This window comes from Psychroflexus sp. ALD_RP9 (assembly GCF_017311165.1).
GTDB lineage: Bacteria > Bacteroidota > Bacteroidia > Flavobacteriales > Flavobacteriaceae > Psychroflexus.
Genome location: NZ_CP062973.1, coordinates 1,571,776 through 1,588,563, shown reverse-complemented (window position 1 = coordinate 1,588,563; position 16,788 = coordinate 1,571,776). Strand labels below are relative to the sequence as shown.

The following is a 16,788-nucleotide window of genomic DNA, read 5'->3' as shown; positions in this document are numbered from 1 at the left end:
TTTGATGTTGGTTTCGACTTACTAATGTAATAAAAATTTATACAAGCTAAACATAAAGCATCATCTTACACTTTCTTAAACCTTAACTTTGCTCTAATAGTTAAATAAAACATCACTGGTACAACAACTAAGGTTAAGAATGTAGCAAAAATTAACCCAAAAATTACTGTCCAAGCTAAAGGTCCCCAAAAAACAACGTTATCGCCACCCATGTAAATTTTTGGATCATAATCTGTAAATAACGAAAAGAAGTCTATGTTTAAACCTATGGCCAAAGGTATTAAACCTAAAACAGTAGTTATTGCGGTTAATAATACTGGTCTTAAACGAGATTTTCCACCGGCAGTAATTAATTCAAAGTAATCATTTCTACTTAACATCTGGTCGTCTTCTACATTATTTTCCTCTTTTTTACGATCAATTAGTATTTGCGTATAGTCGACTAAAACAATGGCATTATTGACCACAATTCCAGCTAACGAAATTACACCCATCATCGTCATAATGACCACAAAATCCATTTGAAAAATAACCAAGCCAAACAATACACCAACTAAACTTAAAATTACAGCTGATAAAATAATTACAGGTTTTGATATCGAATTAAATTGAGCTACTAAAATTAACAAAATACTACCTAGTGCTAATAGTAAAGCTTTCAACAAAAAGTCCATATTATTAGCTTGTTCTTCTTGTTCACCTGTGAATTGATAAGTCATATTTTCTTGCTTATCATAATACTTCAATTCTTCTTTAATAGCGTTAACAATTTCAGTAGGGTTATATCCTGCTAAAACATTAGAATAAACTGTAATAACACGTTTAAGGTCTTTACGCTTAATTGCATTAAAAGTCGCTGTCGGATTATTTTTAATTAAAGCTGATATTGGCACCTGAACTATTTGACCTTTCAGATTTCTAAAGGTAACTGGCTGATTAAATATAGCATTTTCATCATAACGCTGAGATTCGTTAAAGCGAACATTGATTTCATAATCTTCGTCATTATCTTTAAAGGTTGAGGCTTCCTGACCAAAGACAGATCGTCTAATAGTTTGACCTATCATTGCTGCAGAAATTCCTAATTCGCCAGCTTTTTCACGATCAATACGTAGTTCTAGCTCTGGCTTAGACTTATTTACATCTATCTTTAACTCTTCAATACCATCAATATTAAGTTCGTTGATAAATGTTCTAACTTCTTCAGCTTCAGCTAGCATTTCGTCGTAATTTTCACCTTTAATTTCAAGGTTAATTGGGTAACCAGCTGGTGGACCAACGGCATCTTTTTCTACGATAATTGAAACTCCAGGAAAACCTTTTACAGCTTGTCTAACTTCGGTTAACACTTGAGTACTAGATATGTCACGACGTAACTTAAACTCGCGTAATGTTAAAGTGACTTTTCCTTTATGTGGCATTTCATTAGCCATACCACTGTTGGTATTTGGGTTTCCGGCTCCTTTACCAACTTGAGCAATGGCAGATTCTACCATAAAGTTATAGCCGTCTTCATCTTCGTACTTTTTGATGGCATCGTAAATTTTGGCTTCAACTTTTTTGGTTAATGCATTAGTTTTATCAATGTCAGTACCTTCAGGGTACTCGATATAAGTCATAATTTGGTTTGGTTCATTTTCTGGAAAAAACAAAACTTTTGGTTGAGCTACGCCAACTAAGAAAAAGGCCATAATCAATAAGGCAACGGTTCCAAAAAAGAAAACATATGCCATCTTTTTATACAAAGCAAACCTTAATGTTTTTTCATAAAAATATTCTAACTTCTTAAGCAATTTAAACTGAAAGTATTCTATGGCTTTTAGTAGTAAAAACTTGTAAACCCATAACATAATTGCTGTAAATATAGCAAGGTTACCAATACCTCTGAAGGCTCCAAAATCTAATACAAATCCAGAAACAACTAAGGCAAGCCCAACTATAAAAAGAATTAAACTCCATCTAATAAGTTGCTTTTTAGTGAACTCTTCTTCTTCAATTTTCATAAACTGAGAAGTCAACATAGCGTTGATTACCAATGCTACAAAAAGTGATGATGTTAAGACTACTGAAAGTGTGATTGGAAAGTAAATCATAAATTTACCTATGGTACCTGGCCAAAGTCCAAGTGGGAAGAATGCAGCTAAAGTAGTTGCGGTTGAAGCTATAATTGGCCACGCGATTTCACCGATCCCTTGTTTGGCAGCTTTAATTCTTGGCATACCTTGGTCCATTAAGCTGTACACATTTTCGACAACAACAATACCATTATCTACAAGCATTCCTAATCCCATCACTAAGCCAAATAGCACCATTGTATTTAATGTAAACCCAAGTGATGATAATACTGTCAAGGCTAAAAACATCGATAAAGGTATCGCAATACCAACAAATAAGGCATTTCTAAAACCTAAGAAAAACATTAAAACACCTACAACTAATATAACACCAAAAATGATGTTGTTTACTAAATCGTTAACTTGATTTTCGGTTTTAACAGACTGGTCATTAGTAATACTTATATCTAAATCTTCTGGATAATAGTTATTTTGTTCTTGTTTAACTAGCACTTTAATTTGCTCGACAGCTTCAATCATATTTTTTCCTGCGCGCTTTTTAACGTCGAGCATAACAACAGGTTTAGTATGGTTTCTTGCAAAGGTTGTTGGGTCTTTTTCGTGAAAATTTACCTGTGCGATATCGCTTAGAAAAACTGTACCATCATCAGACTTGACTACAATATTTTCAAGTTGATTAGGCTTATCTATTTCACCGATAACACGAATGTTTTTCTGCAAACCATTTTTAATCACATTACCTCCAGATATGGTTGTGTTTTCAGACCTAATCGCGTTAATTATATTATCAAAAGATACTTTAGAAGCGTTCATTTTATAAATATCAACAGCTACTTCAACTTCTTTTTCGTCTACACCACGAATGCTCGCTTCTTTAATTTGAGGTAAAAGCTCTATTTTATCTTGTAGATGTTCAGCAAAATCTTTTAGCTTTTGAGTTTTGTAATCGCCAATAAAATTGACGTTTAAAATCGGCATTTCTTCTGAAATATTGAGATCAAAAACGTTAGGCTCTACTTTAGCACCATTATCTAAAGTTGGCCAAGTGGTTTCAGACTTAACCTGATCGACCTTGTCTTTAATAAGTTGCTTTGCATTAGGGACTTCAATATCTTCCTCAAACTCAACAATTACCATAGAATAATCTTGCATGGTTGTTGATGTAATTTCGCGAACACCTTTTACATTTTTGAATTCTTCTTCTAAAGGTTCTGTAATAAATTTTTCAATATCTTCAACAGAGTTTCCTGGATTAATAGAACTTACATAAATTTTAGTTTCAACAATTTCAGGGAATGCCTCTCTTGGCATACTGTAATAAGATAATAAACCGCCTAATAATATAATAGCTGTTATAACATAAACCGTCATTTTATTATCAATAGACCATGACGATATCCCGAATTCTTTGTAAGTGTTTTTGGCCATAATTCGCTTATTTTAAAGGCGTTTCAATTCGAACTTTTTCTCCATTTCTTACAGACCTTGATCCACTAGTTATAACATACTGGCCTGGTTTAAGTCCGTTTTTTATTTCAGTAAAACCATTATAAGACTTACCGATGTCAACTTGAACCTTTTCGGCCGTACCTATATTTTCATTCTCTGGTTGGAATACGTAAATCACTTGTTCTCCGCTAGCCGTTTCTTGCATAATGCTTTCTTTAACTACAATTGCATTATTATTTGTGTAGTCATTAATTTTAACTTTGGCCATTAAATTGGGTTTAACTACTTTTTTTCCTGACGGAATGCTAATTTTGATTGAAAATTTTCGATTAGCAGGATTTATATAATCTGAAATTTGTATAACTTCTGCTGAAAATATTTCATTAACCGAAGTTAAACTTACCTCAACTGAAGTATTTAGGGATATTGCACTTAAATACTGCTCAGGAACTTCAGCACTTATATACATTTCATTTAAATTTATTAACCTAAAAACTGGAGACATTCCAGGACTTACAACTTCACCTTGATCGGTTAATTTTTGATCTATCTTACCTGCAAATGGAGCGCGAATTTCAGTTTTATTAAGCTGCTCTTGCAAACGCTTTACATTCTCTTTCATTGACTTATAAGCGGTTTCAGCCTCAAGATATTGAATTTCTGAACCGATGTTTTGTTCCCATAATCTAGATTGGCGCTCAAACCGTGTTTTAGACAATTCTAATTGTGTTTTAAGCTCTTGTAATTGATCGCGTAAGCCACCATCATCAATTTTAGCTAGTAATTGTCCCTTAGAAACTTGATCACCTTCACTAACGTAAATTTTTTCTAAAACTCCACTAAACTCAGGATAAATGAGAATGTTTTCGTCGGTTTGAACATCTCCTTGAACCTCAACATAATGATTAAAGGTAATTGTATCAACTTGATTTACTTCAACTAAACTGTATGAATTAGCTTCTTCGAAACTTTCAATTTTTTGATTTAATTTTTCAATTGAAGCATTTAGTTGTCGCTGTTGAGTAGATAACTCTGTCCGTTTTTGGCGCATTAACTCAGGGTCGTTAGAGTTAATAACTTCTTCTACCGTTTGTTGTTTTTCATTACAAGATGCGGTAATTAATAACAGACTTAAAAGACTTATGTTTAGTAAATTTTTCATGGCTTTAATTAGATTGTAAAGGTGTATTTTTAACTTTTTCGAGTTCGGCTTTTGTATTGATTAGGTTAAGCATAGCTTGTAAATACTCATTTTGTGCTTGATAAAGTTGGGTTTGTGCTTGACGAAGTTCAAAACTTGAGGCTAAGCCTTCTTTAAATTTTACTTCATTTTTTTGCTGAATTCGCTCTGCTAAGTTTAAGTTTTTTTGTGCAATCGTGTAATTTTCAACTGCAAAATCGAAATCGCTTTGCGCTGAGTTTAAGTCTAATTGAATTTGATTAATGGTTTGTTTGCGTTGTAACTTTGCCTTTTCGAGCTCTATTTTGGCTTGTTGCGTTTGGGCATCACGCTTAAATGAACTAAAAATAGGTACATTTAAACTTACACCAATGGTTGCAAATTCAAACCAATCTGTACCGCTTTCAAAAAACTCAAATTGATTGCCAAAACTAGTGGCTCCGTAGTTAGCAAAAGCCGACAAACTTGGCAATGCTTGACTTCGCTGAAGTTTTAACTCTAAATCTCGCTGTTCTACAAGATTTTTAGCAATTTTATAATCAATAGTATTTTCAAAATTAAATTCTTGAGTTTCGGTTTGCAGCATAGCTTCTTTAGCTGCTAGATTTTCTAAAGTATCTTCTAAAATAACTTCAACCGAAACGTCGATTCCTAAAACCATGTTTAAACTTTCCTTAGCGATATTATACATTCGCTCAGCATTTCTTAATTGGCTTTTTAGCTGCTGACTAGTAATTTGTAGCTGCTCGACATCTTCTTCTTCAGCTAAACCATTTTCGTAAATTTTACGTGTTTCATTTAAATTATCGAGTGCTTCATTTAAGTTGTTTTGGGTAATTTCTATTGAATTTTTAGCTAAGAGCACGTTTCCATAAGCCGTAATTACATTTTTACGTACCTCAAGTGCTGTTTTTTCTTTGGCATTAGCCGAATATTCTAAAAAGGTTTTGGCTGCTTGTAAAGCAACAATATACGAACCATCAAAAATAAGCTGATTAACGGTTCCTGTTGCTCTCATGTTGTGGCGTTGGCCAAATGTAACAGGCACTGTTGTTCCAGGTTCACCACCTACAATTTCTGCTGGTAATGGTGTAACTGTTAGTTTAGGGTTGTTTTCGTAATTGACTTGACCGCTAATTTGCGGTAAGCCGTCGGCTGTAGTTTCCCACTTACGTTTAAGCGCAATAGCCACATCTTTTTGAGCATTGATATTAGCATAAGCGCTATCTGTAGCAAAATTGATGGCTTCTTGCAGCGTAAAATTATAAACTTTTTCATCTTGTGAAAATGTTAAATTAACACATAACAAAAGAAGTAAGGTTAAGGTTTGTTTTTTCATTTGGTGTGTATGTTTAATAAAGCGTCTAGTCGGTTTTTACCTTTTAATGTAGTAATACTTCGAAGGTGATAAATTAAAAATTCTTCGTAAAGTTGTTTGGGGCTTAAATCTGTTGATTTGAACAGGTCTTCATTTTTAATATTTAGCATTCCAGAAATATAAGCACGAACAACAAATACAATGTTTAAATCGTCTCTATAAAATCCATCTTTTACACCACGCTCAACATTTTCTGTACAGCATTGATCCATTGTACAAACGTGTGAGTTTTTAAGTTTTTCGTGAATTTTAGGATAATATTTTTGTAATTGGTATTGAGGTGAGGCTTTTTCGTTTTTCAGCCTTTTCATTACTGTATTTTTTATTTCAATCATTTCCTGAATAGGATCGAAATTTTGAGCAATAACTTGATGTATTTCATCATTAATTTGATTTTTAATGTGCTGAGTAACGGCTTCAACTAAATCAGATTTATTATTGTAGTGCTCATAAATGGTTTTTTTGGAAACACGCATTTCAGTGGCTAAATCATCCATAGTCACACTCTTGAACCCAAATTCAAGAAACATATCTGCTGCTTTATGTAAAATGTCAATTTTCATTTCGGCTGCAAAACTACACCGGAAACTTTAAAAACAAAATAAGTTTCCATAGTTTTACAAAACCTTAACAATAAAAAAAAGAGACCTTATTAAGATCTCTTTTTTGAAGAAAACGCAATTTATTTTTACACACTACGATTCATCAAAAAATCTCCAAATTCGATTAAAATTTCTTTTTGTTGATGCGGAATATCTATATCATCTAGAGATTTATAAGCTTTTTGGGTATAATTCTTAATTTCATTCTTAACAAATCTAGTTGCACCTGTAGCATCATATATAGATTTTACAGTATTAATTTTACTTTCAGGATTTTTAGGGCTTATACTAAATAAGTGCTCTAGTTGACCAGATGAATCATTTTCAAGTGCTTTTAAGTATAGGTAGGTTTTTTTATTTTCAATGATATCACCGCCAACTTGTTTACCAAATTTTTCTGGATCTCCGAAAGCATCTAAGTAATCGTCTTGTATTTGAAATGCAATTCCTAAGTTTCTACCAAAATCATAAATTAAATCCTGGGTATGTTCATCTTGGTTAGCAACTATAGCACCCATTTTTAATGCTGCTCCAACTAAGACAGCTGTTTTATACTCAATCATTTTTAAGTACTCTTCTATACTAACGTCATCGCGTTGCTCAAAATCGATATCATATTGCTGACCTTCACAAACTTCTATAGCAGTTTTACTAAACAACTTTGCGAGTGGTTTAAATTGCTTGTCAGGATAATGCTCAAACAACTGGTAAGCTAGAATAAGCATGGCATCACCCGATAAAATACCGGTATTTAAATCCCATTTTTCATGAACAGTTTTTTGACCACGTCTTAAAGGCGCATCATCCATAATATCATCATGCACTAAAGAAAAATTATGAAACATCTCTATAGCTAATGCAGCATGCATAGCCTGTTTGTACTGACCTGAAAAAATTTCGGCACTCATCATGACCAAAATTGGTCGCATCCGTTTTCCTCCTAAATTTAAAATGTAATCTATGGGTTTGTAAAGCTGCTTTGGAGTTTCATTAATATCATAAGACTTTAAAAAGTCTAGAAACTCAGATTTATATTGTGCTAAAGAATTCATTACACTGATTTTGAGCGAAAATAAACTTTTTAGAAAATTGAAAAGATGTTATTTAGAAAATAATAAGGTTTTAAGATAAGTATGCTAAAATAATTTGAAGCATCAAAACCTTATTTAAAAATAGATTAACTATAGCTATTTAGCAAATTAAAAATTCGTAAAAACAAATTAAACACAGCCAGTTCAATTGAAGTAAATACAATAAAGCACTTTAATTTTATAAATATCTCAAATTATTATAAAAAATATGATTTTAATGAAATAAGCTAAGCTTCAAAATGAAATCATAAAAAGCCTTAAAAAAATCGTAGTTTAGTTATAAATTGTAATTTTGTATAACAAATACAATTGTATATCCACATATGGACCAATTTTCTTTTCTAAATGCGGTGCACCCGCAACAAATCGCTGAACTTTACGATCAATATTTAAAATATCCAGATGCTGTTGAGCCGAGTTGGAGAGCATTTTTTCAAGGTTTTGATTTTGGAAAAAGCAACTCTAATGAAGTTCAAGAAGTTACATTAAGAGATGCTGAAACTAATGAAAAAACTCAGGTCAAAATACCTGAAAACGTTCAAAAAGAGTTTCAAGTGATTAACTTAATAGATGGCTATCGTCATCGTGGCCACTTGTTTACAAAAACCAATCCCGTTAGAGAAAGACGCGATTATCAACCAAAATTAACATTAGAGAATTTTGGTTTATCTAAGAATGATTTAGATACCGAATTTGAAGCAGGTGAAGTTATAGGCATTGGTAAAGCAAAATTGAAGCAAATTATAGATTTTTTAGAAAATGTCTTTTGCGACTCGATTGGTGTAGAGTATGCCTATATAAGAAAACCAGAAGAAATTGACTGGATTCAAAATAAAATTTACACCAACCAAAACCAACCCCAATATTCTACTGACCAAAAGAAAAATATTTTAAGGAAACTTAACGAAGCAGTTGTTTTTGAAAGCTTCTTACATAAAAACTTTGTAGGTCAGAAGCGTTTTTCACTTGAAGGTAATGAAACCTTAATTCCAGCACTTGACGCTTTAATTGAAGGTGCAGCAAATCAAGGTGTAGAAGAATTTGTTATGGGTATGGCACATCGAGGCCGTTTAAATACACTAGCAAATATCTTTGGTAAAAGTCCGAAAGACATATATAATGAATTTCAAGGAAAAGATTATGAAGTTGATGGATTTGATGGAGACGTTAAATATCATTTAGGTTGGACATCAAAACGTAAAACCGATTCTGGTAAAGAAATTAATTTAAATATCGCACCCAATCCTTCACATCTCGAAACAGTAGGCGCTGTTGTTCAAGGAATTGCACGAGCAAAACAAGATGACCACCATTTAGGTGAAGAGCAAAAGGTTTTACCTATTGTTGTGCATGGTGATGCGGCTATTTCTGCACAAGGAATTGCCTACGAAATTGTACAGATGGCACAACTCGATGGTTATAAAACAGGCGGAACAATACACATTGTTGTCAACAATCAAATCGGATTTACTACAAACTATACTGATGGCCGCTCATCTACCTATTGTACCGATGTTGGAAAGGTTACCTTATCGCCTGTCTTACACGTTAATGCTGATGATGCTGAAGCAGTGGTTCATGCTATGGATTTTGCATTAGCTTACCGTATGAAATTTGGCCGTGATGTCTTTATCGACTTATTAGGTTACAGAAAATACGGTCATAACGAAGGCGATGAACCTCGTTTTACACAACCAAAACTATATAAGGCAATAGGGAAACACGATAACCCAAGAGATATATACGCTAAACAATTATTAGATGACAACATCATTAATCAATCTTATATTGATGAAATTGAAAATAACTATAAGTCTAAATTAGAAGAAGATTATGAATCTTCTAAAAAAGAAGAAAATAGTGTTGTTACAAAAATACTTCAAGAAGAATGGGATGGCTTTGAAAATGGCGATAGAAATGATATGCTTGAAGATGTTGATACATCATTTAACCTAAAAGAGCTTGACCAGCTAGCAGACAAATTAACTAGTTTACCAAAAGATAAAAAATTTTTACGCAAAGTAGATCGCTTAATTAAGTCTCGTCACAAAATGTATTTTGAAGACAATAAGCTTGATTGGGCAATGGGCGAATTATTAGCTTATGCAACTCTACTCAAAGAAAACCATGATGTTAGAATTACCGGTCAGGATGTTGAACGTGGTACGTTTTCTCACCGTCATGCCGTCATTAAAGTTGAAGAAAGTGAAGAAGAGTATGTGCCTCATAATCACTTAGACAAAGATGCGGCAAATTTTTACATCTATAATTCTCTTCTATCTGAATATGCTGTTGTTGGTTTTGATTATGGTTACGCCATGGCAAGCCCGCAAACCTTAACCATTTGGGAAGCACAATTCGGTGACTTTAGCAATGGTGCTCAAATTATGATAGACCAATACATTTCAGCAGCTGAAGATAAATGGAAAACCCAAAATGGACTCGTAATGTTATTGCCTCATGGGTATGAAGGCCAAGGCTCTGAACATTCATCTGGGCGTATGGAACGTTACCTTCAGTTGTGCGCAAAAGACAATATGTATGTAGCTAACTGCACTACACCAGCCAATTTTTATCATTTGTTAAGACGACAAATGAAGCTTAAATTCAGAAAACCTTTAATCGTCTTTACACCAAAAAGTTTATTGCGCCACCCAAAGGTCAATTCAACTAAAGAAGAGTTAGCAAAAGGCCAGTTTTATCCCGTAATAGACGACAAAGAAGCCAAAGTAAAAGAGGTAACTTCAGTGGTATTCTGCTCAGGTAAATTTTACTACGACTTGTTAAAACACCGAGAAGAAAACGAAATTAAAAATGTGGCTTTAATTCGTTTAGAACAAATATTTCCACTTCCAGAAAAAGAAATAGAAACAATTTTAGATAAGTATAAAAACGCAGACGACATCGTCTGGGCTCAAGAAGAACCAAGAAACATGGGTGCTTACAGTCACCTGTTACTACAGTACCCAAAAGCGAGAGAATTTAGAGTTTGCAGTAGACGTTTTTATAGTTCGCCAGCAGCAGGCAGCCCAGCAAGATCAAAAAAACGTCACCAAGAAGTTATCGATTATGTTTTTGATGCTTCAAAAGACAATTGTATATTAGATTATAAAAATAAATAATTAAGATTACGAAATATTTAGATTATGGCTTTAGAAATGAAAGTCCCTTCACCGGGCGAGTCAATTAGCGAAGTTGAAATCGCAGAATGGTTAGTCCAGGATGGCGACTACGTTGAAAAAGATCAAGCAGTAGCTGAAGTAGATTCAGATAAAGCAACTTTAGAATTACCAGCTGAAGCAAGCGGTGTAATAACCTTAAAAGCTGAAGAAGGCGATGTTGTTGAGGTTGGCGAAGTAGTTTGCCTTATCGACACCGATGCTAAGAAACCAGATGATAGCGGTAATACTTCTGAAAAAACTTCAGACAATAAAGAATCTGATAAGCAGAAAGAAGAAAAAACAGATGAAAGCAAAACTTCTACTGAAGACAATTCAAAAAAAGAAGATAGTCAAGAAAAAACTTACGCTTCTGGAAGTCCTTCACCAGCTGCCAAGAAAACTCTAGCCGAAAAAGATATCGACCCAAAAGATGTCAAAGGCACTGGCCGCGATGGAAGAATTACCAAAGAAGACGCTATGAATGCTGAAGCTAAACCATCGATGGGAACACCTGGCAATGGTTCAAGAGCTGAAAGCAGAAGTAAATTGTCGATGTTAAGACGTAAAGTGGCAGAGCGTTTAGTGAGTGCTAAAAATGAAACAGCCATGTTAACAACCTTTAATGAGGTTGATATGAAGCCAATTTTTGACTTGAGAGCTCAATACAAAGAAGACTTTAAAGCAAAACATGGTGTTAGCCTTGGCTTTATGTCATTTTTTACTTTAGCAGTTGTACGAGCTTTAGACAAATTTCCTTCTGTTAATAGTATGATTGACGGTAAGGAAATGATTACCTATGACTATAAAGACATTAGCATAGCTGTTTCAGGCCCAAAAGGTTTAATGGTTCCTGTGATTAGAAATGCTGAAAATCTCAGCTTTAGAGGTGTTGAGCAAGAAGTGAAACGTTTAGCGACCCGCGCAAGAGATGGTAAAATAACGGTTGACGAAATGACTGGCGGAACGTTTACTATTTCAAATGGTGGTGTATTTGGCTCTATGCTTTCAACACCAATTATTAACCCACCACAAAGTGGAATTTTAGGCATGCACAATATCATTGAACGCCCAGTAGCTATTGATGGTGAAGTAGTTATTAGACCTATGATGTACGTTGCATTATCTTATGATCACCGAATTATTGATGGTCGGGAATCAGTTGGTTTCTTAGTAGCCATAAAAGAAGCGCTTGAAGATCCAAGCAATTTATTGATGGATGGCGACATCAAAAAAGCACTTGAACTTTAAATATAGACGAATCTTAGATATTAAAAGCTGTCAATTAATTTTGACAGCTTTTTTTTATGAAATTATTTAAGAATAACCTAATTTAAAATAAGTAGATTAGTTGCTTAAAATTAAGTTTTGAGTCAAGAACACATCGTCATTATCGGTAACGGCATCGCTGGAATTACTGCAGCAAGACATATTAGGAAATTATCTCAAAAGAAAGTTACCATTATATCCTCAGAAAGTGAACACTTCTTTTCAAGAACTGCCTTAATGTATGTCTACATGGGTCATATGAAATGGAGTCACTTAAAGCCTTATGAAGATCACTTCTGGAAAAAAAATAACTTCAACTTAGTACATGATCATGTCATCAATATTTTCCCTGAAGAACATCAAATAGAACTTCGATCAAAACGCAAGATGCACTTTGATCAATTAATAATTGCTACAGGTTCAAAACCGAACAAATTCGGCTGGCCTGGAGAAAATGCAAAAGGTGTTCAAGGTTTATACTCTAAGCAAGATTTAGAACTACTTGAAAAAAATGCACCTGATAACAAAACTTGCCGACGTGCAGTGATAGTTGGTGGCGGACTCATCGGAGTTGAACTTGCCGAAATGCTTCATACAAGAAAAATTCCTGTAACATTTTTAGTACGTGAATCAAACTTCTGGAACAATGTTTTACCAGATAAAGAGGCCAAAATGCTTAATAAGCACATTAAATCTCATGGCATAGATTTACGTTTAAACACCAATCTAGAAAAAATTTTAACCGATGAAAATGACCGTGTTAATGCTGTAAAAATTAAAGAAACAAACGAAGTTATTAATTGTGACCTTGTAGGATTAACCGCTGGCGTTTCCCCAAATATTGAGTGTGTTAAAAATTCTAAAATAGAAACCAACCGCGGGATTTTAGTTAATAGATATTTACAAACTAATTATAAACACATTTATGCTATTGGCGATTGTGCTGAACAACGAGAAAATATTGGTAATCGGAAACCCATAGAAGCCGTTTGGTATACTGGCAGAATGATGGGTGAAACTGTTGCTCAGAGCGTCTGTGGAAAGCCAATGATTTATAAACCTGGACATTGGTTTAATTCGGCTAAGTTTTTTGATATTGAATACCAAACTTATGGTTGGATTTTTAATAGTCCTAAAAAAGGCCATACCCATTTTTTTTGGAAGCATCCAGAAAAAGATATTTGTATTCATATTAATTATGAAAAAAGAAGCCGAAAATTTATTGGAATTAACACATTTGGAATAAGAATGCGACATGCTTTTTTTAACCGATGCCTAGACGCTTCAGCTACGGTTGATGAGGTTATTAAACATCTTCATCTAGCTAATTTTGACCCAGAACTATACAAAACCTACGAAAAATCGATTCAGCAAGCTTTTAAAACACAACAAATATGAGTACGAGTGCAAATATTTCAGCTACTGCTTCAGCAAACAATTTAAACGCTCAGCAAAAAATAGCTTTGTTTACTGGCTTTTCAGGTCTTTTTATTTTGGTTTTAGCTGTATTTAAAATTGAAGTCGTTAATCAATTAATTGCTTTACTTTCTTCGCTAAGTTTAATAAGTATTGGCATTGTTTGGTATGCCAAATCAACCTATAAAAATCAGTCACCAGGTGTTAAAAACAATTTTATTTACCTCAGCAATTTAACAAACCGTGGTTTCTGGGCTTATTTATTAGGTTTGAGTTTAACTGGGTTTTACATTATACTCTATTTTTATCCTGAAATTTTGGGACTTGTTAAAAACGGACCAAATAAAAGACTTATCGCTTTATTTGACCCTTTAAGCTATGTTTTAAGTGGTAATCCGGCAAGTCAATGGTTTGTTTACGGTACACTTTATACAATTGCGATTTTATTCTTTGGCGTTAAAGCTTTATTTAAATACCGTCATAACGCCTATCAAAAAGTCAGAACCATATCTGTAATGTTTTTTCAATTAAGTTTTGCCTTTATTATACCAGAACTAATGGCACGCTTAAATTCAAAAAACTTCAGCTTACCTTATTATGATTTGAAAAATATTTGGCCATTAAACTATTATAACTTTGAACAATATCGGGTTGATCAATTTATAAATGCAGGTTCAATTGGACTTGCTTTACTTATTTTCGGAATCATTTCAATCTTTATTATCACGCCAATTTTAACCTTCAAATACGGCAAACGTTGGTATTGCTCTTGGGTTTGCGGCTGTGGTGGCCTAGCTGAAACAGCAGGTGATTCTTTTCGACACTTAAGTAACAAATCAATTAGTGCATGGCGTTTTGAACGTTGGCTTATACACTTAGTTACCGTATTTATTACATTGGCAACAATTGCTGTTGTATACTCATATCTAGGAAATGACACAACGAAGTATTGGTTAACACGATCTACATTTTTAATCGCTGTAATGATTATTTTGAGTCTAGTTTTTGCTTTAATCATGATTTTTAAGCGAGACGCTTTACAAAAAGATGCCATATATGCTGCAATTGCTTTTTTTATAATCATCAGTTCATTAATAAGTATGCATTTTATTGATGGCTACCAACAACAATTGTTTTTGTTTGAAGCTGAAACATTGAGAAGTAGTTATGGTTTTTTAATTGGTAGTATTTTTTCAGGTGTTATTGGCACTGGTTTTTACCCTATTTTCGGTAATCGGGTTTGGTGTCGTTTCGGATGCCCAATGGCTGCGATTTTAGGATTACAACAACGATTATTTTCTAAATTCAGAATCACAACAAATGGTGGGCAATGCATTTCTTGCGGTAATTGCTCTACTTACTGCGAAATGGGTATTGATGTGAGAGCTTACGCCCAAAAAGGAGAAAATATTGTCAGATCATCTTGTGTGGGTTGTGGTATTTGCGCTAATGTTTGCCCAAGAGGTGTTTTAAAGCTTGAAAATGATAATTTAGATCAACGCATTAATTCAGAAGATATCTTGTTAGGTAATGATGTTGATTTAAAAGACTTTCTAAAAAAATCTTAGACCGTACCTAAAACATATAATTGTTCTAAAGTTGGCGATTCACTTCCACCTTCAGGCTCAAGAGTAACACCAAAAGCTTCGGTTTCTGGTAGATTACTGATTTCAAAAATTTTATCCTGATCGCTATTAAACTGATCTAAAACAGCAATACTTGTTGGTGTTAATGGATCGAGTTTTAGAGACCAAACTTGGTAAACCATACCTTCAGGCGGTTCTGGCAAGCCTGCTAAATCAAGGTAAACCTTGTTGTTTTTTTTATCTAAAAAAGCTTTTGCATAAGCATCTGGAGCAACTGGCTTATTTCCTGGTAAACTATAAGCGGTAATATCTTTGTCTCTTATAACTTCTAAAGTTGACTCATAATTGGCGATGACGCGTTCTTTTTGATTAAGCTGTTCTTCTAAAGTATCAAGATTAGCATTACTTACTTTTACTTCAGTTTCAAGGTTAGAATTTAGGTTAAAAAGCCATAATATACCACCTAAAAGCAGCAAACTCGCGGCCCAACCTATAACACCTAAAACTGAAATTGAACGAGATGTTTTAGAATTCTCAATCGATTCTTTCGATCCAATTGCTTTTAAAATAGATATTTTTAATTCTGGGGAAGCTGCTGGTGATATTTCAGTTGAAAGTTCCATCAAAATTAATTCAATATCTTCAACTTCAACTCTAATTTCAGGATACTTATTAATCAAACTAGAAATCTGTTCGTTTTCATGTTCATCTAAAACACCATAAACATAAAGTTCTAATAATCCAGATGTAATGTAGTCTTGTGGTTTCATAGCTTATTAGTCTTCTAATGAAGTTCGTAATGTGTTTAAGCAAGCTCTATTTCTAGACTTGACTGTTCCTAACGGAATATCTAAGGTCTCTGAAGTTTCTTTTTGAGAAAACCCTTGAAAGTATAGTAATTGAATTAATTTTATACACATTGGTTTTAACTTATTCACAAACTTTTTAATTCCAATACTTTCTGAAGCTTTATCTAGATCAGTATCATCTTGTAAGAAAAAGGCAAATGTTTCAATATCTTGATTTTTCGAAGTATTTTTAAAAGCTTTAGATCTTACACGATCAATCGCAGAATTTCGAGCAATATTGAGTAGCCAAGTAAAAAAACGCCCTTTAGACTTATTATAAGTTTGAGCTTTATTCCAAACTTTTACAAATACATCTTGCATTACTTCTTCAGCTATACTTTGGTCTTTTACTATGGTCATAATTACCCCTAAAATATTTTCAGAATAAAGGTCATAAAGCTTTGCAAAGGCTTTTTCATCTTTACGCTGCAATCGTTCAATAAGGAAGTCAGGTTGCATTTTAGAAATTTTTCCTAAATCTATTAAAAAAATATACTAAAATGCTTCAATTTCTAAAAAAGTTGCGGCTATAATAGCCGCAACCCAAAACAACACTATCACTCATAACACTCACGAATAAAACAATTAAAAACAAAAATCAACCTATGAGTGTTGCTGTTTTAAAATTTGCAACCAACTTTACAATATTTACGAGAAAAACAAAGTAACGGTTTAAGTCCACGACAGAATCTGCTGTTAAATGAAGTTAAAACTCTACATAAAATTTTTAATAATT

At 33.4% G+C, this 16,788-nt stretch carries 11 protein-coding genes; 4 read left to right on the top strand and 7 right to left on the bottom strand.

Features of this window, described 5'->3' with window-relative positions:
• Positions 1-65: 65 nt before the first annotated feature.
• The 5 genes from IMZ30_RS07370 to IMZ30_RS07350 all read right to left on the bottom strand — a co-directional run bounded on the left by IMZ30_RS07370 (position 66) and on the right by IMZ30_RS07350 (position 7,736).
• Positions 66-3,503 carry an efflux RND transporter permease subunit gene (locus tag IMZ30_RS07370; RefSeq protein ID WP_207037688.1) on the bottom strand — a complete coding sequence of 1,146 codons (3,438 nt, stop codon included), beginning with the start codon at positions 3,501-3,503 and terminating at the stop codon, positions 66-68.
• A 7-nt stretch (positions 3,504-3,510) separates the two neighbouring features.
• On the bottom strand, positions 3,511-4,686 hold the full coding sequence (locus tag IMZ30_RS07365; RefSeq protein WP_207037687.1) for an efflux RND transporter periplasmic adaptor subunit: 1,176 nt from the start codon (positions 4,684-4,686) through the stop codon (positions 3,511-3,513).
• A gap of 4 nt (positions 4,687-4,690) precedes the next feature.
• Positions 4,691-6,043, bottom strand: coding sequence for a TolC family protein (locus IMZ30_RS07360; protein ID WP_207037686.1), 1,353 nt, complete (start codon positions 6,041-6,043; stop codon positions 4,691-4,693).
• Positions 6,040-6,645, bottom strand: a complete 606-nt coding sequence (locus tag IMZ30_RS07355; RefSeq protein WP_207037685.1) for a TetR/AcrR family transcriptional regulator — start codon at positions 6,643-6,645, stop codon at positions 6,040-6,042. The genes IMZ30_RS07360 and IMZ30_RS07355 overlap by 4 nt, the downstream gene beginning before the upstream one ends.
• 125 nt (positions 6,646-6,770) lie before the next feature.
• Positions 6,771-7,736: a polyprenyl synthetase family protein gene (locus IMZ30_RS07350; protein ID WP_207037684.1), complete on the bottom strand. Its 966-nt coding sequence runs from the start codon at positions 7,734-7,736 to the stop codon at positions 6,771-6,773.
• A gap of 362 nt (positions 7,737-8,098) precedes the next feature.
• On the opposite strand from IMZ30_RS07350, the gene IMZ30_RS07345 reads away from it, so the two are divergent.
• From IMZ30_RS07345 to IMZ30_RS07330, 4 genes are all read left to right on the top strand, one after another.
• Positions 8,099-10,897 (top strand): 2-oxoglutarate dehydrogenase E1 component, encoded by a 2,799-nt coding sequence (locus IMZ30_RS07345; RefSeq protein ID WP_207037683.1) that lies wholly within the window; start codon positions 8,099-8,101, stop codon positions 10,895-10,897.
• 24 nt (positions 10,898-10,921) lie between these two features.
• Complete coding sequence (gene odhB / locus IMZ30_RS07340; RefSeq protein ID WP_207037682.1) at positions 10,922-12,184, top strand: 2-oxoglutarate dehydrogenase complex dihydrolipoyllysine-residue succinyltransferase; 1,263 nt, start codon at positions 10,922-10,924, stop codon at positions 12,182-12,184.
• A gap of 117 nt (positions 12,185-12,301) precedes the next feature.
• Positions 12,302-13,600, top strand: a complete 1,299-nt coding sequence (locus tag IMZ30_RS07335; RefSeq protein WP_207037681.1) for an NAD(P)/FAD-dependent oxidoreductase — start codon at positions 12,302-12,304, stop codon at positions 13,598-13,600.
• Positions 13,597-15,186: a 4Fe-4S binding protein gene (locus IMZ30_RS07330; RefSeq protein WP_207037680.1), complete on the top strand. Its 1,590-nt coding sequence runs from the start codon at positions 13,597-13,599 to the stop codon at positions 15,184-15,186. The genes IMZ30_RS07335 and IMZ30_RS07330 overlap by 4 nt, the downstream gene beginning before the upstream one ends.
• On the opposite strand, the gene IMZ30_RS07325 is transcribed toward IMZ30_RS07330, so the two are convergent.
• Together IMZ30_RS07325 and IMZ30_RS07320 are read right to left on the bottom strand one after the other, a co-directional pair.
• Positions 15,183-15,974, bottom strand: a complete 792-nt coding sequence (locus IMZ30_RS07325; RefSeq protein ID WP_207037679.1) for an anti-sigma factor domain-containing protein — start codon at positions 15,972-15,974, stop codon at positions 15,183-15,185. The two genes, IMZ30_RS07330 and IMZ30_RS07325, sit on opposite strands and share 4 nt — an antisense overlap.
• 6 nt (positions 15,975-15,980) lie before the next feature.
• Positions 15,981-16,511, bottom strand: a complete 531-nt coding sequence (locus tag IMZ30_RS07320) for an RNA polymerase sigma factor (protein WP_207037678.1) — start codon at positions 16,509-16,511, stop codon at positions 15,981-15,983.
• Positions 16,512-16,788: the final 277 nt, after the last annotated feature.